We start from the raw sequence: 20,939 nt of genomic DNA, 5'->3' as shown, positions 1-20,939 counted from the left end.
TTCCGACCTGTCGCGCTCCAGGTTTTATCCCGTTGCTACCAAATTATGGTTTTTATTCTTTGTTTACGGGGATTTTGGTTATATGGCCGTATAGCGCAGCGGCTGCACAAAACAGCACAAAGTCGGAATTGTTGCAAAACCAGTTGTCCACCCGCTGCTAGCTTCGTAAGTGCCTGATATCAAACCATAATAGACATTTTTCCCTCTTTTTTTCTTCCTGGAAATCCAGAGACAAGTCGTTTTGCCCCCCAGTGCGGCCGCAACAGAAAATGGTTGACACTTCCGCCGGATGACTTAGGTTTACTGGGTCGGATGGAACTTGGCGTTCTTTCTAATCATGTATTGTTTAATCAAGGAGATCACACATGTTTAATGACACCGAAGCACCCTCGTTGTTTGATCCCGCCAAGGATGTCGCGGCTGTTTTCATCGATTTTGAAAATATGCGATTGACCGTGGAGGAGGCTGGCGACGAGCCGTTTCAGATGAACAAGGTTCTGGATTACGTGGACCAGAACATCGGCCGGGTGACGATCAAACGGGCTTACTCGAACTGGCACTACGTCAACCCGCACATGTACAATCTGTTGGGCAACAACGTCGACCTGGCGCAAATCTACACGCGCGGGACGCAGCGCAAAAACGCGGCCGACATCCGGCTGACCGCCGACGCGATGGAGGCGCTGTTTCTCTATCCGCAGATCACCACGTTCGTCATCGTGGCGTCGGATTCGGATTACACCGGGCTGATCCTCAACCTGCGCAAGCACGGCAAGAAGGTGGTCGGCATCGGGACGCGGCAGCACACCAGCGAACACCTCGTGCATGCCTGCAATCTCTTTCGTTTTTACCGCACCATCGCCGTCGAGGATCCGCACTCCCTGCGGGAGCAGGTCGGCGACATGGACATTCAGGAAGCCAAGGATCTATTGGTGCGCGCCATGCAGCGGCACCGCTTCGCCGACCGGCCGGCCGTCGGCCGTTGGCTGCGGTGGCAGATGATTCAACTGGCTCCCTCCTTCGACGAAGCCGATCTGGGTTTCGGGAATTTCCGCGAGTTCCTCGCCGCGTGCGGCGACGTGGTGAACGTCACGTTCGACGAGCGTTACCAGGAAATGAAGGTCGACCTCAAAGAACGGCCGGCCACCTCGTTGATCGCCGCGGAGGCCGCCGAGTTGAATGCCGATTTGAGCCATCACATCGAATTGGAGCCGGAGCCGGAGCCGGAGCCGGAAACAAGCGAAGCGGCTTATCGCACGGTGGTTTCGATCGCCGAGCCCGAGCCGCGACAGTTCGGCGCGATGCCGCCGCGGATGGTTTTCGAGGAACGCGGTTACGAAGCGCCGCCGGTTTTTCCGACCCGGCCCGAGGACATCAAGCGCAGCGATTATTTGCGGACGCTTTGGGAGCCGCGGATCTACCTGTACAACCGCGAGATCACCCAACCGGTCGTGGCGGAAATTTTCCGCATCAACGGCCCGGGCAACCCGCTCAGCGAATACGAGCTCGAGGAATTCCTGCTCGGCGCCTATGCCGAAAACAGCCTCGGCGCCTCCGGCCTGCCGCGTTACGAGTTGACGCAAAAGACCATCTACGCGGTGCAGAAACTGCTGTTCTGGGCCGGGGTGATTCGCTTCCTCGACGACGACGAACAAGTCTATTGGAAAAATCGCAAGCGCGAGATCGGCGGCGAATTCCAAGGCACCGACCAGGTGCTGGAGCGGGTGGATCTGCAACTGGCCCGTCATTTTGCGCGCTTCATGCCTCTGGTCCCCGAGGTTCTGACCTCGATCCTGCAGGGCGGCGACACGCTCGAATACGCCCGGCGGATCGTCGCCCGCGTCGGCGATCCGGCGCCGCGGGAAAACGGTTAAAAAGCGTTAAACAATCCATTTGCGGAAGCCGCGACGAAGCGGTTGATTTTTCCCTGCCCTTGGGGTAGCTTTCGTCGTTCGCGAAGTCTTTATTTAATGGGGTTTTGGCCATGCTAGATATCATGCGTCGGCACAGCAAGTCGAAGTTGATCAAAATTCTGCTGCTGTCGGTGGCGTTGAGTTTTATCATCGGTTTCGGCGCGATGTCCTACGTGACGCGCGCCAAGCGCAATATGGGTCGCCATTCCGGCAATGACGAGATGACCTGGGCCGCCAAGGTCAACGGCGTGCCGATCAGCGTCGGCCTGCTGGCCCGGACGGAGCGGTACCTGGACGAAATGTATCGCAAGCGCTTCGGCGAAATGGCCGAGATGTTGCTCGGCCAGGTGGACCTGGGCAACATGGCGCTCAACCAGCTCATCGGCGATCGCGTCATGGAAGTGCTGGCGGCCAACATGGGCTTGACGGTCACCACGGAGGAAATCGCCGATCAGATCTACCGCGACGGGCGTTTTCTCACCAACGGCCGGTTCGACCGCGATCGTTATCTGCAGATGTTGCGCCGGCAGAAGATCGCGCCGAAGGAATTTGAAAACGACATTCGCCGCAGCATGTTGTCATCGAAACTGCGCGAACTGGTCTTCGCCTCGGTTAAAGTGACCGACGACGAGGTCCGGTCCGAGTTCGAAGCCCGCGCGGATCAGGTCGATCTGCGCTTCGTCAAGATCATGCCCAAGGACGTAACGGCCGCCGCCACGCCGACCGACGAACAGGTCAAGGCGCATTTCGACGCCGCCCCCGATAAATTCAAGGTTCCCGAAAAACGCAAAATCAATTACATCCTCTGCGACGCGGGCGAGTACGAGAAAGAAGTCACGCTCACCGACGCCCAGGTGCAGGAATATTACGAAGCGAACAAGGAAAAGGAATTCAAGCAGCCCGAACAGGTGCACGCTCGCCACATCCTGATCAAATCCGAGCCCGCGACTGACGCCGCCCAGAAGGAAGCCGCCCGCCTCAAGGCGGAAAGCCTGCGGCTGAAACTACAGAACGGCGGCGATTTCGCCGAGCTGGCGAAGGCCAACAGCGACGATCCGGGTTCCAAGGACAAGAACGGCGATCTGGGCTGGTTCGGCCGCGGCCGGATGGTCAAGACCTTCGAGGACACCGCCTTTTCGCTGGAACCGAACAAGATTTCCGAAGTGGTCGAATCGCCCTTCGGCTACCACATCATCGAAGTGCTCGAGAAGAAGCCGGAGAGCGTGATTCCGCTGGCCGACGTGACCGAGCGCATCAAGAACAAACTGAAGACCGAGGAAGGCCTGAAACTGGCCAAGGCCGACGCCGAAAAGCTGTACGCCAAGATCAAACCGGACACCGATTTGCTCGCCTTCGGCAAAACCGAAGACAAGAAAGTCGGCACGAGCTCGGCGTTTTCGGCCCAACAACCGGTGCCCGGCATTCCGCGCGGCATGCAGGCCACGCGCCAGGTCTTTGAAATGAAAGAAAAAGAAATCAGCCAGCCGCTCGAGGCCGGCAACGGCGTTTACATCATGCAATTGGCCGCGGTCGAACCGGAACATCTGCCCCAGTTCGAGGAAGTGCAGGCCGACGTGCGCAAAGACCTGGAGACCCAGCTGGAACAACAAGCCATGCTCGAGAAAGGCAAGGCGCTGATCGCCCAGTTGCAGGCGGGCAAATCGCTGGAGGTCGTGGCGTCCGGCGCGGATCTGACGGTCGATGAAACCGGTCCGTTCGCCCGCAACGCCAAATCCATTCCGAAAATCGGCGCCGCGCCGGAACTGCAGGTGGCGGCCTTCGACCTGACGGCGGAAAAACCGATCCTGCCCCGGCCCTATGTCAGCGGCAAGGGCGTGACGGTCGCGGTGCTCAAGGAACGGCAACTGCCGAAGCCGGAAGATTTCACGGCGCAGCAAGGCAAGATCCGCGAGGAACTGGTGCAGCGCAAAGCCGAATTGACCTTGCAAGCGTGGATGGAACAGGCGGAAAAGACCATCCAGATCGAACGCAATCAGCAGGTGCTCGATCTGATGAAAGAACGGATGGACTCGCGCCGTAAAAAGCAGTCTTAAGGGCGAAACCGGCACCGGGTGAAAATCGACCGTTTTCGATTTCCGGCTTGACGGAAATCGGTTCGTTCTGTATAAAAAGCATCCTCTTGCGGGGCTATAGCTCAGCTGGAAGAGCGCTTGAATGGCATTCAAGAGGTCGCCGGTTCGAGACCGGCTAGCTCCATTTGATTTGAATGGCGTATTCGTTTCGATCCGCTAAAACGATCTTTCTCCGTCCGCCGGAGTGGTGAAATTGGTAGACGCAGGGGACTCAAAATCCCCCGATCCTTGCGGTCGTGACGGTTCAAGTCCGTCCTCCGGCATTCGTTGATCATTCGGGGTCAGGCAGATTTGCCCGACCCTTTTTTCTTTTTGCCAAAATCCTTATTCCCCGAGCGGGTGGATCTCGAAAAATCGGAAAATGTTATTTCGTCAGAATTTCGCGTAACTCCGGACGGCCGGCCAGATAGGCGGCGATGGCCCGGTAACCCGCCGCGTTCGGGTGGGTGTCGCGCGGCAAGGTGTACTGGGACTGATGCGCGAGATACTCCGGCGCGAAGAAGCCGAGCGCGGCAACGCCTTCCCGGCGGGCCGCTTTTTCCTGAATATCCAGGCGGCCCGTAGGAAAAAGCAGCACCTCGATCCCGGCCTGACGGCAGGTTTCGATCATCTCGGTTGTGTATTTCCACGTCTGATCGGGCCGCAGGCGCGGCGCCGCGCCCGTTTCGTATTTGATGCGGTGCACTTCCTCGGCCAGCAGGCGGATCAGGAATGACCCGGCGAACCAGGATGGCGACGCCGATTGCTTCAAGGCCCCGGCCAACCGCCGGGCGAGTTCCTCGTCGTTGCCGCCTAAAGCTTGAAAATCATCGTTGGAACCGTAGGCCAGAATCACCGCCCGCGGCTGCAGAGGCAGGACTGTCTGCCGCAGAAAACGCGCGCCCTGAAAAGACGAATAGCCGGGAACTCCGGCGTTGACGACCTCGATCGGCCGCGGAAAACGGCCGTCGCGGTTCAGCAGTTGCTCCAGGGCGACCGGAAACGTCTGGTCGTCGGCGACGCGCCAGCCGAAGGTGTGGGAATCGCCCAGGCAGACCAGGCGCACGATTCCGGGCGGCGGCGCCGGGGCGATTTCGCGGCCGCGCAGTCCGAGCGAATTAATCGTGATTCCCGTCGGCACTTCCCTGACGCCCGGATATTCGCCTTCGATCCGGCTGGAAGGCCGCAAGCGCCAGAACAGGTCGCGATCCCGCTGGAAAAAGCGGCTCGTCCGGTATTCCACGTGGTTGAAATCGACCGCGGCGGGCGGCACGCGGCCCCAACGCCACCAGAGGCCGGCCGCCAGTTCCAACAGCAGCAGGATCGCGAGATCGATCAGCGCGATCATCGGCAAATGTCGGGGGCGAATTCGCCGTCGCATCAAACGCCGCCTTCCGGTTGGTTGCTCGCCGGCACTCTAGCATATTTTCGCGGCGGTCAGTCTTCCGGTTCGACGTGAATGGAAACCTGGCGCAGTTCGGGAACGCGGAAGCGAAGGTGGTGTTCGAGTTTTTCGGTCAATTCGTGCGCTTCGGTGATCTTGGTGTCCGGCGCGACGCTGCAATGGAACGACAGGTTGTACTCGCCGCCGACGTCCCGGATTTTCATGTCGTGCGGCCGGCAGGGGTAGTCTAGTTCTTTGAGGTATTCCTCCACCAGCCGTTCGAGCAGCGGCAGCGAGTCGGCGTCGACCAAGTGCAATTGCCCGTGTTTTCCGGCCGGTTCGAGGTGGGTGATGACCCGGTCGCAATCCGGGTAGCCGCCCAGTAATTCGTTTTCGAACGCCGTCGCCTGCTCGTGCGCCTTGGCGACCGACAGGTCGGCGGCGACTTCCAGGTGCAGTTCGATCGAGGTGCCGCCCTGATACCGCAGAATTTGAATGCCGTGCGCGTCGAGGCCGTGGCGCTGGGCCAACCGGCGAATGTCGAGCGGCACGCCCTCTTTTTCGTCGTTTTCGGGTTCGACGTGAACCGTGATGTCGGAGTTGGGCAGCAGTTCCCGCACGGCCTTTTCGGCCTCGTCGGCGATGTGATGCGAACGCTCGAAGCTGGCGTCGGGCTCGATGGATAAAATGACGTCGGCGAAAAACTCGGGGCCGCTGCGGCGGATGCGCGCCTGACGCACCTGGCGGACGCCGTTGACGCGTACCGCGGTTTCGACTTTTTTCTGTAAATCGCGGGGCACGGTGTCGAGCAGGTCGTCGATGGCTCGTTTGCCGAGGTTGAAACTGACGCCCACGACGATCAAGGCGACGATCAACGCGGCGGCGGCATCGGCCTTGTGCAGCCACGGCAGGCCGAAATGATCAGCGGCCAGCACGCCGGCCAGACCGAGCAGGACGACGGCCGAGGACCAGATGTCCGTCGAGAAATGCAGCGCGTCGGCCTCCAGCGCCTGGCTTTGGTATTTTTTCGCGACCCGGCCCAGCGCCCGCGAACGGGTGAAGTCGATGACGATGGAAATCGAAACCGTCAAAAAGGCCCAGACGTTGGCATCGACGAGCACTGCTTCCCGGCCGAACAACCGCTGGAAGCTTTCACTGAAGATCCAGATACAGGTGAGCAGCAACAACAGCGTTTCCACGAGGGCGGAAAAATTCTCGAACTTTCCGTGGCCGTAGGTATGTTCACGGTCGGCGGGACGGGCGGCGATTCGCACCGCCCAGAGGGTCATCGCGGCGGCCACGAGGTCGAGTCCCGAGTGCAGCGCCTCGGACAAGATGCCCAGGCTGTTGGTCCAAAGGCCGATGCCGAGTTTCAGGGAGGTCAGAACGATCGCGGCCACCAGCGAGCTAAGCGCGACCAGTCGCTTTTCGCGATTCCCCTCGTTGTGATGCGGATTCGGTCCGTTTTGTCTCAACATGGGGGCCATATTAACACGAAGGGGAATTAGATACCAAGCCAAAGCGCGTCCGCAAGAAACCCGGTTTCGGCTTCTGCTTGACGAAAGGGGCCGCCAAATGGTGGAGTATCACGACCGATATTTCCCACCGGACTGAAACGAACGAAAAAGGAGGCTCGAATGGTCCAAGTGGATGTCTTTTGGAGCTATGCCATCGGCGCCGGTCTGGCCTACGCGGCCGCGCGACAACTCACCGCGGAGCCGGCCCCTGCTCCGGCCGCGCCGGTCACGACGCCTCCTTCGTTGCTGGAAAATCGTTTTTTCACGGTGACGGTGATTTATCTGGCGGTGTTTTTCGCGCCGTCGGGCCTTGGCCTGTTGTGGGCGTTTCCGAGTTGGGAAACCATGCATGCGGGCGACCGGAATCTGCCGACCTGGATCGCGATGCTGTTCGCGGTCACGAACATCACCCAGGGCATGCTCGGCTTTTGGGTGACGCGGAAACTGTTGCGCGCCGGCAAGACCTACCTCGCTTCCTTGCAGATGGTCATCGGCTATTTCTGCATGTTCTTCGTGTTGGTGCACGGGTGGGACGGCAAGGGCTACCAGCGATTCTTCTCGGCGACGAGGGAATCGTTTCTGGGCTGGAAAGTGACGCACGTCGCTTCGTTTCTGGTTTCGGACGTCGCGCTCACCCTGTACGGCATGGGGCTGGTTTTATTGCCGGTGCTGTTCTGGGTGATGACCGGTTGGATCGGGCAAGGCCGCGCGGCGGATCCGTCAATTACCCGTTTTGAATTGGCGCGCCGGCTCGTTCGTTTGATTCTGGGCGGATCGCTGGGCCTGGCGATCGTCGCCAGCCTCTTCGTGCACTTGCTCGGCTGGTTTTTCGGCCTGGTGGTGTTCGCCATTTTGGCTCAGGCGTTCGCGCTGCGCCGGGGGCGGTTTCTGCATACCTGGTCGGCCGCCGTGTTGGGCCAGGAACCCGCGGCCATTTAATCGCTCGGGCGATTTCGGGAAGCGGGAAAGCTGTTATAATCCGCGGCGTACCTTTTTTACGAGGGCAATGTTCCACCGATGAACCCGCGCCTGCCGATTCTGATCGTGCTGCTTGGCCTGGCGGCCGCCGCCTGCGCCACGATGGAACAATGGACGACGCCGCGACCCGTCTCGCAAGCCAACGTCGGCGAGGTGATCACCGTTGAGGGCTGGGCGGTCAACCGCAAGCTCGGGGCGGAATTGGTCGGTGACGGCTTTTCGGTCTACATCGAGGGGCTCGACGGCTGGCCGCCCGGTTATTACGTCGCCGGCGACAAGGGGCGCCGGGTGCGGGTGACCGGAATGCTGGTCGAAGCCTTCGATTTGCCGGTGTTCGAGGACACGCGCGAGTCGCCGCTGGTCCAGGGAATTCCCGTGCCGCGCGGCACCGACCTGCAACGGGCTCGGCACCGATACCTGCTGCGCAACGCCAAGTGGGAATTGCTCGAACCCTGACCGCGCTCAGCGCGCTTTTTGCCCCTCTTCGATCAGCCACCGTTCGTTGAAGTGCACCCAGCCGATCGTCTGCCGGTTGTAGGAATACGTCACCCAGATGGTACCGTCGTGCCGGCTTTGCAGGATCGAGGGATAGGCGAAAGCGCAGGAATCCTCGCACTCGTCGTTCACGTCGGCGATCGCGGGAAACGTCTCGCCTTCGTCCAGGCTCAGGGCCGCCGTCAGCGGAAAGCGGTCGGTCGGGCTGTTGTTGTAGATCACCACCACGTGGCCGTCGAGCAACCGTACCTGATCGACGGAAGTGCCGCTGTTGGGCAGCGCGGTCATCCGGCTGGCCGACCAGGTGTGGCCGTTGTCCTCGCTGGTCATCCGCTTGATGCGCTGCGTGGGCAGGCCGTCGCGGGTGATGGCGGACAGGCCGCCGTCGCCGAGTAGGATCATCGCCGGCTGGATTTGGCCGGGATGGCCCAGGTAATACGACAGCTCGAAATGGGGCTCCTCGACCCAGGTCTGGAAATCGTCGGTCGAACGCATGAAAACCGGATAGGCCAGGCATTCGCTGTAGAGCGGCAAGAGCAGGTCGCCGTCGGCCAGTCGCACCGGCCGGTGCCGGCTCATCCAGCAATAGCGGTCGCGCAAATCGACCGGATCCGACCAACTGGCGCCGCCGTCGAGCGACTTCACCAGCCGCAGGTGGGATTGCGACCAACCGTCGCCGTAAATCGACACGAAAAAGACGTTCAGCGTCCCGTCCTCGGCGACCCACAGCGCCGGGTTGCCTTCCGAATGGTCGGGGTCGTCGAAGAGCACTTCCGGCCAGGTCCATTCGGCGGCCTCGGGTTCCAGCCGCGACCACACCAGGCGGGCGTCGGCGGAGCCTTCGGTGACGCCGTGATACCAGACGGCGGCGATCGTGCCGTCGGGCAGTTCGGCCACCGTCGAACCGTGATGATTGCAGCTCAGTTGCGGGACGCCGGATTCCGGGATGCATTCGAGCGAATCGGGCGGCAGAATCAGTCCCTTTTCGTAAAGCGGCGTCTGCTCGCCGGGCGGGAAGGTATCGGTGTCGTCGTCGTCATTGTCATCATTGTTGTCGTTGTCGTCATTGTCGTCGTTATCGTCATTATCGTCGTTGTCGTCATTGTCGTCGTCATTGCCGGTGCCGCCGTCGGCGGAATCATCGTCATCGTTGTTGTCGCAGGAAATCAGGAAGAGCAGTCCGGCGAAAACCGCCAGCAGCATCAACACCCGGTGAAAAGGCCGTTTCATTGCGAGGATCTCCTTGGCGTAAGTCGGCGAACGGCGGCGATTATAGCGCAACCGGGGGAAAACGATGGTCGATTTTCCATTTCCGGATTTGGCCGGCGCCGCGCCGGCGGTTTCGCGGCGCCGGTTCCCGGTCGTTTTTTACCGGCCGCTCCGTTTGGGCCGGTGGTGTTTCAAAACCTGCGTCGCCATTTTGCTGAAGGTGCGTTCGGCCTGCCTTTGCTGGTGGACGTTGTGCCGGCGTTCGTTGACCATGGCTTCGTGCCGCAAAGCCAGGTAGTGGTCGAACCGCTCGGCGTCGAGGGAGCCGTCGTCGAGGGCGGCTTTGACCGCGCAACCCGGTTCGGTGTCGTGGCGGCAATCGGCGAAGCGGCAGCCGCGGGCGATTTCCTCGATGTCCGCGAAGGTTTCGTCGAGCCCTTTTTCGTCGAGGAGCTGCAATTCGCGCATCCCCGGCGTATCCAGCAGCAACCCGCCGCCGGGCAGCAAGATCAACTGGCGGTGGGTGGTCGTGTGGCAGCCGCGATGGTCGCGGGTTCGCACTTCACTGGTGGGCATGAGTTCCTCGCCCAAGAGGGCGTTGACCAGCGTCGATTTGCCGGCGCCCGAGGAGCCGACCAGCGCGGCGGTCGTTCCCGGAAGCAGCTTGGCGCGAACGGCCTCCAAACCCGAACCGGTCAGGGCGCTGACGGCCAGGATTTCGACGCCGGGGCAACGAGCGCTCGTTTCCGCCACCCGGGAAGCGGCCTGATCGTCCAGATCGGCCTTGTTCAGGACGACGATCGGCCGCGCGGCGCCGGCCCGAATGCGGGTCAGGTAACGTTCGATCCGGCGCAGGTTGAAGTCCTCGTCCAGGCCGCAAACCACGAAAACCAGGTCGACGTTGGCCGCGACACATTGCGCCTGGGATTTTCGTCCGGCGGCGCCGCGCAAAAAGACCGTCCGTCGCGTGAGCACGCGCTGAATCATCGCCGGGCGGTCCGGGTGCGGTGGCGCGTCGAGCGCGACCCAATCGCCGGTGGCCGGCAGTTCCGCCTCCGTCAATTCCTGCCGCAGCCGTCCGGGCAACAGGGCGCTGCCGGCCGCGTCGGCGGTCCAGACTTCGTAAACGCCGTTGTGTTCGGCGGCGATACGCCCGCGAAACCACTCCGGCGCCGCCTGATTTTGCCATTGTTCCGCGAAAAAATCGTTCCAGCCGAAAACCGAATAATCGGTCATGATGACAAACTCCAAATCACGCTTCGACGCGAGCGAGCGCGCACAAATAGCGTGGAAATGATTGTGGTTAAGGAAGAATACCGCTGATCGGCCCGGCGCCCGCAAAAGGCCGCCGGACGAATCACGATTCGATGCCTAGACCCGATCCCGATGTGACAAGACGACGAACATCCACCCTCGTTTGTATCATTTTTACCGGGAGGCAGAATATTCTTTCGCTTCCGGCGGGTCAAGCGGTAAACGCGGGAAGGAGGGCGCGGCCAAATTTATTTGAACCGCGTCACGGACCGTGGAAAAGCGGGTGGAATAATGAAAAATCAATTGACTAATCAATATTTTGCGTGTAGAACCGGCATGAAAAAAATGACGGAACAAGGGCCTTTACGGATGGAAACGGAAAGCGATGCAGCGGATCGATACCGGTACGCGCCGAATAGCCATCCTCACCGACACGATACGCCGGCTGATCCACCGTCATGCGACCGTCAACCTCGTTAAAATCATCAAAAAAACCCATGCGGCCGACCTGGCCAATGTCATCCAGGGATTAAACGAAAACGACGCGCTGATTTTGTTCGAAATGCTGCCCACTCCGGAGGTGGCCGCCGACGTGCTGTCGGAAATGGAGGAATCGGCGCGGGCCAATTTCCTCGAAACCCTCAGCCCCGAGCGCCTGTCGACCATCTTCCAGGAAATGAGCACCGACGACGCGGCGCAGATTCTCGAGGAAATCGAGGACGAGGAGCGCAAAAACCAGATTCTCGAAATGATGAAGGAAGAAGATTCCGACATTGTCGAGGAACTGCTGTCCTACGGCGAAAACACCGCCGGCCGCATCATGAACCCCGATTTCGTCGCCCTGCCCAAGGCCACCGAAGCCGGCGACGCGATCCGCGAACTGCGCAAAGCCAGCGAAACCGAAATGGTCTTCTACGTGTACGTCACCAACGAAGACCGCCGGCTCGACGGTGTCATCAGTCTGCGCGACCTGGTGACCGTGCCTCCCGAAACCATCCTGCAAGACATCATGAACACCGAGGTGGTCAGCGTCGAAGCCCACGAAGACCAGGAGGAAGTAGCGCGGCTCGTCGCCCGCTACAACCTGCTGGCGATTCCCGTCGTCGACGCCGAACGCCGGCTCATCGGTATCGTCACCGTCGACGACGTAGTCGACGTCATGCGCGACGAGGCCACCGAGGACATCCTCAAGATGGTCGGCACCACCGAGGAGGAAATCACCGCCGCCTCGCCGCTGCGCAGCATCCGAATTCGCCTGCCGTGGCTGTTCGTCGCCTGGTTCGGCGGCGTGGTGGCTTCGCGGGTGATTCAGCATTTTCACGAGGCGATCGGCCAGGTCACCGCGCTGGCCGCGTTCATCCCCGTGGTCGTCGGCATGGGCGGCAACATCGGCATTCAGTCGGCGTCGATCACCGTGCGCGGCTTGGCGACCAACCGGCTGGAGAGCCACCACATCCTGTCGCACGTCGCCAAGGAAACGATCATCGGCCTGTTTTTGGGCCTGCTTTACGGCGTCCTGCTCGGCGTGGCCGGCGCCTTGCTGTCCTGGGGCGAGCCCGACGCCGTTCAGTTTGGCGTGGCCGTCGGTCTCGGGATGTTGTCCTCGATGCTGCTGGCTTCCTTCCTGGGTTCGTTCATGCCGCTGTTTCTGCACCGCCTCGGTCTCGACCCGGCCATCGCCGGCGGGCCGTTCGTTACCACCACGATCGACATCCTCGGCGTGGCGGCGTATTTCCTGATCGCCACCGCCATCCTGTTGTAGGGCGATGGCCGGCCGGCATTTCACCACGCCCGCGATCGTTTTGCGCCGCTACGCGTTCGGCGAATCCGACCGCCTGGTGGTGCTGCTGACGCCGGGCCACGGCCTGGTGCGGGCCCTCGCCAAGGGCCAGCGCCGGTCGTTCAAGCGCTTCGGCGGCATTCTCGATCTGCTCTATTTTCTCGAAGCCGACCTGACGGCCCGCAAAAGCGAAATCCAACTGCTCGACGCCGTCCGGTTGGCCGACGCCTACCGGCCGCTGAGCGAGGATTTGATGCTCTACGCCGCCGGCTGCCACCTGGCCGAGGTCGCGGCCGCCTTCGCCTCCGAAATGCACGCCGACGAACAGGCGTTCGCGGCGTTGACCGGCGGCCTGGCCGAACTTTGCCGCGGCACCGACCCCAATCGCGTCGGCCGCGTGGTCGAATTGCACACCCTGCGGGCCGCCGGGCTGGCGCCGCGCCTCGACACCTGCGGCGTGACCGGCCGCCGCCTGGGCGAAAGCGAAACCGTCGCGTTCGAACCGCATCACGGCGGCGCGGTGACGGCCGAGAAAGCCTCGCTTTCCTCGATTCGCCTGTCGGCCCGGGCGCGCCGGACCCTGCAAGCGATCCTAGCCGCGGATTTCGCCGCCGCGCTGTCGCTGGAATGGGAGCGCGCCGACGCCCTGGCGGCGCGGACGGCGCTGGCCCAGATGATCGCCTACCATTCGGGCCGCGTCCTCAAGGTGCGCCAGTTCGCCGAGGCCGCCGCGCGGTTTTCGCGCCGGCACCGGCGGGGCGCGACGGCGCCCGTCGAGGTCTGCTGATTCCGGGCGGAGCGAGTGGAATGGTGCCGGGAAGTGCGCTATTCTTTTTCGACTGGTTAAAAAAACGATCCAGCAGCCGGGTGGAGATTTTTTCATGACCCTGCCGGACAGCCCGAATTTTCTGGTTTTCCTGCCCACCTTCAATCGCCCGCGCATGGCGGCGGCGTTGTTGCGCGAGTTGCTGGCGCAAGCCGCCGGCCGGCGGGTGCACATTCAAATATACGACGACGGTTCGTATTGCGATTACGGCGAGGTCCTGGCTCTGGTCGCCGCGCACCCGGACCGCGTTGCCTATCGCCGGGGCGATAATCGCGGGCGCGCCGGCCTTTGGCAAACCTACAACGAGGTACTGGAAGAGGCGCGGCGGTCGCAGCCGGATTACCTGGTGTTTCTGCAGGACCACAGCGCGATCGCCGACGGGTTTTTCGAACGCCTCGACCGGGCCTGGCGCGATATCCCCGACGCCGACAAAACCGTCGTCAACCTGCCGCGCGAGCCGCGGACCTACCTTCGCTGGTGGAGTTCGGTCACGCTGAATATCCAACAATTCGCCGCGACGGAAATCCTGACGTCCGGGTGGGTGGACGGCTCCTGGTTCGCCGGGCCGAAGCTGTGGCAATTGCCGCTGACGCCGCTGGAACCCGATCCACCGGTCATTCCGCCCGAAATCGCCTGCCGCGGCCCTTATCCGTTGATTCAACTGAGCGAAAAAATTCTGGCCGCCGGCGGCAATCTATATACTTTGTTGGCGCCACTTCTCGCGCCCCGGTTGTTGCCCGAACCCAATCCGGCCGCGCGCACGGTGCGGGTCTGCATCACCACCTACAACCGGCCCGCCAACCTGGCGTTGCTGCTCCGGCAGATCGCCGCGGAAGCGGCGGATTGGGAGGTCAGGGTCGACATTTACGACGACGCCTCGACCGCCGATTACTCTGCAGTCCGGGCCTTGGTCGACTCTTTCGGCGGCCGTTGCCGGTTGTTTCAGGCGGAAAAGAATCTCGGTAAACGGGGCTATTGGAAAACCTACCACCGGATCCTCCGCTCGCTGGCCGACGTCCCGGAGGAATATTTTGTTTTTCTTCAGGATGACGTGGAAATTTGCGACGACTTTTTCGATGTCATCCTGGATTGTTGGCGCGCGGTTCCGGAACGGCGAAAAATCGCCCTGAATCTGCAGGTCGATAACTGGGGCAACGATCACCGGTGGACGAGAAAGAAGTGCCCGGTGCAAACCGCCGGCGGCAGATCTTTTTTGTTGTCCGGTTGGTTCGACGGTTTCTGGTTCGGCACCAAGGCCACGCTCGAGGTGCTTTCCTACGCCGTCTACGCGATCGATCCGCAACGATGGATCGACGATCCGCGAATGAGTTCGGGAGTATTTCAACAAATCACCGGCCGGTTGACGACGGTCGGCTACAACATTTATCGGCCGGCTCAATCCCTGGTGCGGGTCATTCCCTCGCCGTCGGTGATGAATTCCGATGTCCGGGACGGTTTTCCCATTCACGAGGTCAATTTCCGCGGCCGGGCTCATCCGCCGAAAGGCGACGATTATTGAATGCGGACCGGCAGCCGGCGAAAGGTTTGTCGATGAACGCGGGACCAAAACAAATGCGGATCGGATTGATTGCCTTGCTGACCGCCCTGTTGTTGTTCGTTTTTTCCGCCTGCGGCGAAAACGACGATTCCGAAGACGACGCGGAGCCGCCGGCGGCGGATGATGATAATGATGATAATGATGACAATAACGATAATGATGATAACGACGACAATGACAATGACGATAACGATGATAATGACGACGACACCGCGCCGCCGGAAAATCTGAAGGTCATCACCTTCAATCTGCGCACCGGCATGGCGCTGGACGGGCTGGATTCGTGGCCCTGGCGCAAGTCGATCGCGGCGGATTTCTTCGCGTCCGAAACGCCGGCGCTCATGGGCACGCAGGAAGGCTGGAAATTCCAGCTCGATTATCTGCAAGAAACGGTGCCCGGGTACGAGTGGGTCGGCGAGTCACGCCGGCTCCTTCCCGAGGAACATTGCGCGATCTTCTATCTGCTGGATCGTTTCGACCTGCTGGACACCGGCACTTTTTGGCTTTCCGACACGCCCGACGTGCCCGGCAGCGTGTTCAGTTCAAGCCAGTGTTGTCCGCGGATCGTCACCTGGGCGTGGCTCGAAGACGCGTCGACCGGCGATTCCTTCGTCCATTTCAACACGCATTTCGATTACACCGACCAGGACGAGGTGGCGCAGCGGTCGGCCGCGCTGCTGTTCGAAAAAATCGCCGAGCTCGCCCCCGGCCTGCCCGTGCTGGTCACCGGCGATTTCAACAATCTGGCCGGCACCAGCGACGCCTACCGGATCCTGACCGGCGACCTGGAATATCACGGCGTCACCGGCGACCTGATCGATCCCTGGGTAACGCTCGGCCTGCCCGAGGCCGGCTCGTCCCATCCGTGGGATTCGGAGGTGCCGAGCCAGGCCGCGCGCATCGATTGGATTCTGACCTCGGACGACTTCACGCCGCTGTCCGGCGAAATTTCGCACTTCCGGGAAGGCGACCATTTCCCCTCGGATCATTTTCCGGTGATCGTCGAGTTCGCGCCGCTGCCCTGACCCGCCGCCGATTTGCGCCCCGGCGGCGGCGATGCTAGGCTGACCCTGTTCACCGGCACAGGATTTTTCACTTCGCTCGATTCACCCCAGCTCGATTTTTCAAACAGGTGACGACGATCAACGTCTCTCAAGGAGGAAGGCGATGAAAGCGGTGTGGCTTTTTTGGCTGCTGGCCGGGGTGTTGTTGTTCGTGGCGCCGGGCTGTTCCTGCGATGACGACGACGACAACGACGACAACGATGACGCGACGGACGATGATGCCGCCGATGACGACGCGGCCGATGACGATGCCGGCGGCGATTGCGACGGCTACGACCTGACGATCAACGGCACCACCCACATGGGCGCCGTCGAGAAGGTCTGGGTGGCCTGGCTGAACATCGATATCGCGTCGGGCGCGATCACGGGTCTGGTCGATCCCGAGGGCGACAACGTCGGAACCTACGAGGTATCGGGAACGCGCTTCGACGCGACGACCGGCGAACTGGAAGGCTCGTTCCCGCGGCCGGAGACCAGCTTTCCCGATGAAGTCTGCGCCGAGCCGACGATAGCCAACCACATCGACTTTACGGTCAACGATGGCGTCTACGCGGGCGACGTGACGTTTTATTGCGGCACAATCGCCGAGGACAATTTGATCATGGTCGTCGACTCCGACGGCACGGTGGTTTGCGGCGACTTCGCGATGTGACGCCCCGCCGGTTTGAAAGGCGCGTGCGATGAACGGCCTGCGCGGCGTCGCCGCCCGGTTGAAAGTCGAATTTTTTCAAGAGATCAAGGCGTTCGTCGATCGCCGGGCGGAACGCTGCCCGCCGGGCGATCCGCGCTGGCGCGTGACGGCCGCGACTTTGCAGACACTCAAGCTGACTTACCCGGAATTGCCGCTCGATCACCTGGAAATGATCGCGGCGCTCTACCGCGATTCGGCCGCGGGCGTGCAATCCTGGATGAGCGCGCCGCAGGCGGCGCTCGGCCAACGACCGCCGACCTACCTCTTGCGCAATCCGGACGAAATCCCCCGCCTCAAACGATTGATCGAGCGATTGTTTCAAAAAGATTGAATTTTTCCTTGCCCGGGTCGCAGCGGATCGGATTGAATGGGAACAGGAGGAGCCGATGAAAAGAAAAAGCGCCCGCGACATCGAAAAAGCCTATCCGCGAACCCAGTTCATCGCCAAGCTGCGCCGGTTGGCCGACGCGCTCGAAAGTGGCCGGCCGTTTCGTCTGCAGATCGCCGGTGAAAGGATCAACATTCCGCCCGACGCGATCATCAACATCGAACACGAGCGCGAAAAGGGCGGGGAGGAAATCGAGTTTCAATTGAAATGGAAACGCTGACCGCCGAGTCGGCGGTCAGCGTTTAGTAGAATGAGTTGACGGAACGGCGATGTTCCCGACCGGTCCGGCTTACTGTTTCGGTTTGTACGCGCACGTGTTGGGGTAATCCGCCGGCAGGCCGTCCTGATACGGCGAAACCGTCGTGCCGTACGGATGGTCGGCGAAGAACTCGATGAACGTCTCCGGCCCCATGAACATGAAACCCATGTTGTGAATGTACGGGTGGATGCACTCGACGGCGTCGTGCCCCTTCTCGTTGAGGTAAATGACGTCGTTCGTGCCGTACTGGCCGAAAGGCAGCACCATGTTGTCCAGGACGCCGCCGTGCAGCCGGAACTCGACGTACTTGTTCTGGATGACCGACAGGTCGGGCCAATCGGCGATGGCGTACGGGATCACGTTGGCCGGGTCGGAACCGTACACGCCCGAGCAGGTCGCGATCGACGCGATGATCTCGCCGCGCCGGCTGCCCAGGAGGTCGGAAACTCCGCCGCCGAACGAGAAGCCCATCGTGTGAATGTGGTCGGGATCCACGCCCCAGCATTTGTCGATCTCGGCCAGCAGCGCGTCGAACAACAGTACCTCGCGGTTGTCTTCCGCCGTGCCGTCCATGATGTCCCAGTCGAAGATCATGTTGCTGTCCTCGATGGTCACGCCGATGAACGGCATGTCGTCGTTGTCGACCAGATAGTCGATCAGGCCGCGGAAATTCGCGGCGGTGTCGCCGTACCCGTGCCAACTGAAGACCACCGGCCAGGGCCAGTTGTCCTCGACGCCGGCGGGCAAGTCGATGTAGAAGCTGCGCGAAACGCCGTTGACCATGAAACCGGCGTTCAAACCTTGTTGCAGCGTGTCGCAACCCGGCGGCGGCGTGGCGTCGTCGTTGTCGTCGTCGCCCGCGTCGTCGTCAGCCGCGTCGTCGTCGGCCGCGTCGTCGTCGGCCGCGTCGTCATCGGCCGCGTCGTCGTCGCCTGCGTCGTCGTCAGCCGCGTCGTCGTTGTCGTCATTGTCGTCATCATTACCGGAACAGGCGACGAACAACCCGGTCGCCAGCATCAAGACGCTCAACGCCCAAAGGAAATACAAACCGGTTTTCATGAAGTCCCTCCCTGTTTCACGCTCGACTTTTTTTCAGCCCCATTTTGCCTAATGGGTTTGCACTTGTCGTCAACGCGCGGCGCGGCCGGTTTCCCCAAAGCCGCGCGCGGCGGTCAGCAATAGGTTTCCCAGCATTCGGTGCCGCAAGCGCTCCAATCCTCGCAGGTATCATAAGCGTCGCCGCAGTCGCAATTGCACGACAAAAGACCGGCGGCATCGGCGCAATCCCCGACGCCGGTGTCGGCGGCTTCCAGGCACTCCTCCACGGTGTCGTAGCCGAGGCCGCATTCGACCGCCATTTCGCAAAGCGATTCCTGGGTGCAGCCGGCGGCATCGTCGTCGCCGGTCGAACCGGAATCGTTGTCGTCATCGTCGTCGTCGCCGCACGCGGCGAAAACGCCGATGGCGAGCAGACCCACCACGCCGAGAATCAAGGCCCATTTCCAACTCATGGTCATTCCTCCTTTACCCTTTTTTGTTAACGGTAATGGAATCGAATCAACCCTTGCTTTGGACCTGAAAATGCCGATGGCGCCAGGTGAACGATCGCCGGTTGGTTCTCCGATTGCGGTCCCGAAAAAACACGACATTCCGCCGGGTGTGCGGTTCAAAGTTGCGGCTTCATCTTATTCCTTGACCCGGCAAACGACAAGTATTTCATCCGGGAGCGGCCGCCGGGCCGGGGAAGGGGTTGGCCGCGACGGCGAAGGGGATAAAATAGAGGGCGCCGACCATTCTTCACCGCGGGAGAAAATCGTGAGCGAATTTCGGACGAAAAGTTTGCTGTTGGTTTTGCTGGCGATTTCGTTGCTCGTCGGGCTGACGCAGTGCCATTCGGATGACGACGACGCGGGCGACGACGCCGCCGGGCCCGGCGACGATGACGACAACGACAACGATGACAACGACGACGCGGGCGACGACGATGCCGGCGACGGGACGCTGAAATTCCCCGACGGCTTCCTGTTCGGCGCGGCGACCTCCGGCTTTCAAATCGAGATGGGCTGCCCGAGCCTGTCCCCCGATGAATGCACCGACTCCCATTCCGATTGGTACGAATTCGTCACCTCGCCCGCGACGGTGGACGATCCGCTGGCTTTCGTGGTCGGCGGCGACCCGGCCACGGTCGGCCCGGGCCATTACGAACTGTACGAAGCGGATCTGGATCGGGCGGCGGACGAACTGAAGCACAACGGTTTCCGGCTCGGCCTCGAATGGAGCCGCATTTTTCCGACTTCGACGATCGGCGTTACGGGCCATGAAAATCTGCTCGCCGTGGCCGATGCGGCGGCGGTCGCCCATTACCACCAGGTTTTCGCGGCGCTGCGCGAGCGCGGGTTGAAGCCGCTGGTGACGTTGAATCACTACACGCTGCCGCGGTGGATTCACGACGGCGTCGGCTGCCACGTGGATTTCAAGAACTGTTCGCCGCGCGGCTGGGTCGACCAGGACGTGACCGTCGCCGAAATCGCCAAGTACGCCGGGTTCGTGGCGCGCGAATACGGCGACGAGGTGGACCTGTGGGCGACGCTCAACGAACCGCTCGCGGTGGTGCTGCCGGGCTACCTGTATCCGTCGGATTCGCGCAGCAACCCGCCGGCGCTGTTTTTGCGCTTCAACGAATTCAAGACGGTGATGGCGGCGATGATCGAGGGGCACGCGCGGATGGTGGACGCCGTGCGCGCCAATGACACGGTCGACGCCGACGGCGACGGGGTGAACAATCAGGTCGGCGTGGTGTACGCGATGTCGCCGGCCGTGCCGAAGGATCCGGACAGCGAACTGGACCGGCAGGCGGCCGAAAATGTGTTCTACCTGTGGAACATGGTGTTTCTCAATGCGGTCGCGCTGGGCCGGTTCGACGAAAACCTCGACGGCCAGACCGTCTACCGCGAGGATCTGGCCCACCGGCTGGATTTCGTCGGCCTGAATTATTACGCGCGCATCACGGTGTCGGGCCTGCCGTTCAGCCTGCTGCCGTGGCTTTCGCCCCTGATGACCTTCAACCCGATCACCATGCGCATCGACGAGATTTATCCGCGCGGGATTTACGAGATGGCGGTGCTGATCAACGAAAAGCTCGGCGTGCCGGTGTACATCACCGAAAACAACGGCCGCTCCGACCCCGCCGACAACTGGGCCAAGGAAAAGCGCTATCTGGTCGAAAACCTGAGCTGGCTGTGGTACGCGATCGAGCAGGGCGCGGACGTGCGCGGCTATTTTTACTGGTCGCTGATCGACAACTACGAATGGAACCAGGGCATGAAGCAATACGGCCTGTATGAAGTCGATCCGCTGACCAAGGCGCGCACCGCGCGGGACATCGTCGCGGAATATCGCGCCATCGCCGAGTGTTTATACTTAGGCAATATGTCCCCTTAACTGTGCAGCAAAAATGTCCCCTTGGTTACGTAGAGTTCGGAGCCGAGGCCTGATAGACCCACGTCCAGTTGGTTGTTCCCTTTCGATTTTCCGTTTTGCATCGGGCTTTG

General features: G+C 61.4%; 16 protein-coding genes, 2 tRNA genes and 2 pseudogenes. 14 read left to right on the top strand and 6 right to left on the bottom strand.

Features of this window, described 5'->3' with window-relative positions; genetic code table 11:
- The first annotated feature begins 365 nt into the window (after positions 1-365).
- From GX444_11270 to GX444_11255, 4 genes are all read left to right on the top strand, one after another.
- Positions 366-1,874 (top strand): NYN domain-containing protein, encoded by a 1,509-nt coding sequence (locus GX444_11270; GenBank protein NLH49168.1) that lies wholly within the window; start codon positions 366-368, stop codon positions 1,872-1,874.
- Positions 1,875-1,984: 110 nt separating this feature from the next.
- A complete protein-coding gene (locus tag GX444_11265; GenBank protein NLH49167.1) occupies positions 1,985-3,967 on the top strand; it encodes a hypothetical protein in 1,983 nt (660 codons plus the stop codon).
- Between the two features lie 90 nt (positions 3,968-4,057).
- A tRNA-Ala gene (locus tag GX444_11260) sits at positions 4,058-4,130 on the top strand.
- Positions 4,131-4,184: 54 nt separating this feature from the next.
- Positions 4,185-4,269, top strand: a tRNA-Leu gene (locus GX444_11255).
- A gap of 101 nt (positions 4,270-4,370) precedes the next feature.
- Here the strand turns inward: GX444_11255 and GX444_11250 are convergent.
- Both GX444_11250 and GX444_11245 read right to left on the bottom strand, forming a co-directional pair.
- On the bottom strand, positions 4,371-5,366 hold the full coding sequence (locus GX444_11250) for a hypothetical protein (GenBank protein ID NLH49166.1): 996 nt from the start codon (positions 5,364-5,366) through the stop codon (positions 4,371-4,373).
- A gap of 56 nt (positions 5,367-5,422) precedes the next feature.
- Positions 5,423-6,847, bottom strand: a complete 1,425-nt coding sequence (locus tag GX444_11245) for a cation-efflux pump (protein NLH49165.1) — start codon at positions 6,845-6,847, stop codon at positions 5,423-5,425.
- Between the two features lie 159 nt (positions 6,848-7,006).
- On the opposite strand from GX444_11245, the gene GX444_11240 reads away from it, so the two are divergent.
- Positions 7,007-7,825, top strand: a complete 819-nt coding sequence (locus GX444_11240; GenBank protein NLH49164.1) for a hypothetical protein — start codon at positions 7,007-7,009, stop codon at positions 7,823-7,825.
- Positions 7,826-7,903: 78 nt separating this feature from the next.
- Positions 7,904-8,320, top strand: a complete 417-nt coding sequence (locus GX444_11235) for a hypothetical protein (protein NLH49163.1) — start codon at positions 7,904-7,906, stop codon at positions 8,318-8,320.
- 6 nt (positions 8,321-8,326) lie between these two features.
- Here GX444_11235 and GX444_11230 read toward each other — a convergent pair whose 3' ends face one another.
- Both GX444_11230 and rsgA read right to left on the bottom strand, forming a co-directional pair.
- Positions 8,327-9,589 carry a hypothetical protein gene (locus GX444_11230; GenBank protein NLH49162.1) on the bottom strand — a complete coding sequence of 421 codons (1,263 nt, stop codon included), beginning with the start codon at positions 9,587-9,589 and terminating at the stop codon, positions 8,327-8,329.
- A gap of 138 nt (positions 9,590-9,727) precedes the next feature.
- Complete coding sequence (gene rsgA, locus GX444_11225) at positions 9,728-10,804, bottom strand: ribosome small subunit-dependent GTPase A (GenBank protein NLH49161.1); 1,077 nt, start codon at positions 10,802-10,804, stop codon at positions 9,728-9,730.
- Between the two features lie 403 nt (positions 10,805-11,207).
- On the opposite strand from rsgA, the gene mgtE reads away from it, so the two are divergent.
- The 7 genes and pseudogenes from mgtE to GX444_11190 all read left to right on the top strand — a co-directional run bounded on the left by mgtE (position 11,208) and on the right by GX444_11190 (position 17,349).
- On the top strand, positions 11,208-12,584 hold the full coding sequence (gene mgtE / locus GX444_11220) for a magnesium transporter (protein NLH49160.1): 1,377 nt from the start codon (positions 11,208-11,210) through the stop codon (positions 12,582-12,584).
- A 4-nt stretch (positions 12,585-12,588) separates the two neighbouring features.
- On the top strand, positions 12,589-13,389 hold the full coding sequence (recO, locus tag GX444_11215; protein NLH49159.1) for a DNA repair protein RecO: 801 nt from the start codon (positions 12,589-12,591) through the stop codon (positions 13,387-13,389).
- 94 nt (positions 13,390-13,483) lie between these two features.
- Positions 13,484-14,947 (top strand): glycosyltransferase, encoded by a 1,464-nt coding sequence (locus GX444_11210; protein NLH49158.1) that lies wholly within the window; start codon positions 13,484-13,486, stop codon positions 14,945-14,947.
- 32 nt (positions 14,948-14,979) lie between these two features.
- Positions 14,980-15,195, top strand: a pseudogene (locus GX444_11205) (hypothetical protein).
- A gap of 958 nt (positions 15,196-16,153) precedes the next feature.
- Positions 16,154-16,702, top strand: a complete 549-nt coding sequence (locus GX444_11200) for a hypothetical protein (GenBank protein NLH49157.1) — start codon at positions 16,154-16,156, stop codon at positions 16,700-16,702.
- Between the two features lie 28 nt (positions 16,703-16,730).
- On the top strand, positions 16,731-17,072 hold the full coding sequence (locus tag GX444_11195; protein NLH49156.1) for a hypothetical protein: 342 nt from the start codon (positions 16,731-16,733) through the stop codon (positions 17,070-17,072).
- Between the two features lie 55 nt (positions 17,073-17,127).
- A complete protein-coding gene (locus GX444_11190) occupies positions 17,128-17,349 on the top strand; it encodes an amphi-Trp domain-containing protein (GenBank protein ID NLH49155.1) in 222 nt (73 codons plus the stop codon).
- Positions 17,350-18,216: 867 nt separating this feature from the next.
- Here the strand turns inward: GX444_11190 and GX444_11185 are convergent.
- Together GX444_11185 and GX444_11180 are read right to left on the bottom strand one after the other, a co-directional pair.
- Positions 18,217-18,360 (bottom strand): annotated as a pseudogene (locus GX444_11185) (PepSY domain-containing protein).
- Between the two features lie 200 nt (positions 18,361-18,560).
- Positions 18,561-18,899, bottom strand: a complete 339-nt coding sequence (locus GX444_11180; protein NLH49154.1) for a hypothetical protein — start codon at positions 18,897-18,899, stop codon at positions 18,561-18,563.
- A gap of 304 nt (positions 18,900-19,203) precedes the next feature.
- Here GX444_11180 and GX444_11175 point away from each other — a divergent pair, with 304 nt between their 5' ends.
- Positions 19,204-20,829 carry a glycoside hydrolase family 1 protein gene (locus tag GX444_11175; protein NLH49153.1) on the top strand — a complete coding sequence of 542 codons (1,626 nt, stop codon included), beginning with the start codon at positions 19,204-19,206 and terminating at the stop codon, positions 20,827-20,829.
- Positions 20,830-20,939 lie beyond the last annotated feature (110 nt).

The sequence above is a fragment of the Myxococcales bacterium genome, from assembly GCA_012517325.1.
In the GTDB taxonomy this organism is placed as follows: domain Bacteria; phylum Lernaellota; class Lernaellaia; order Lernaellales; family Lernaellaceae; genus JAAYVF01.
This window is presented reverse-complemented; position numbering and strand designations above follow the sequence as displayed.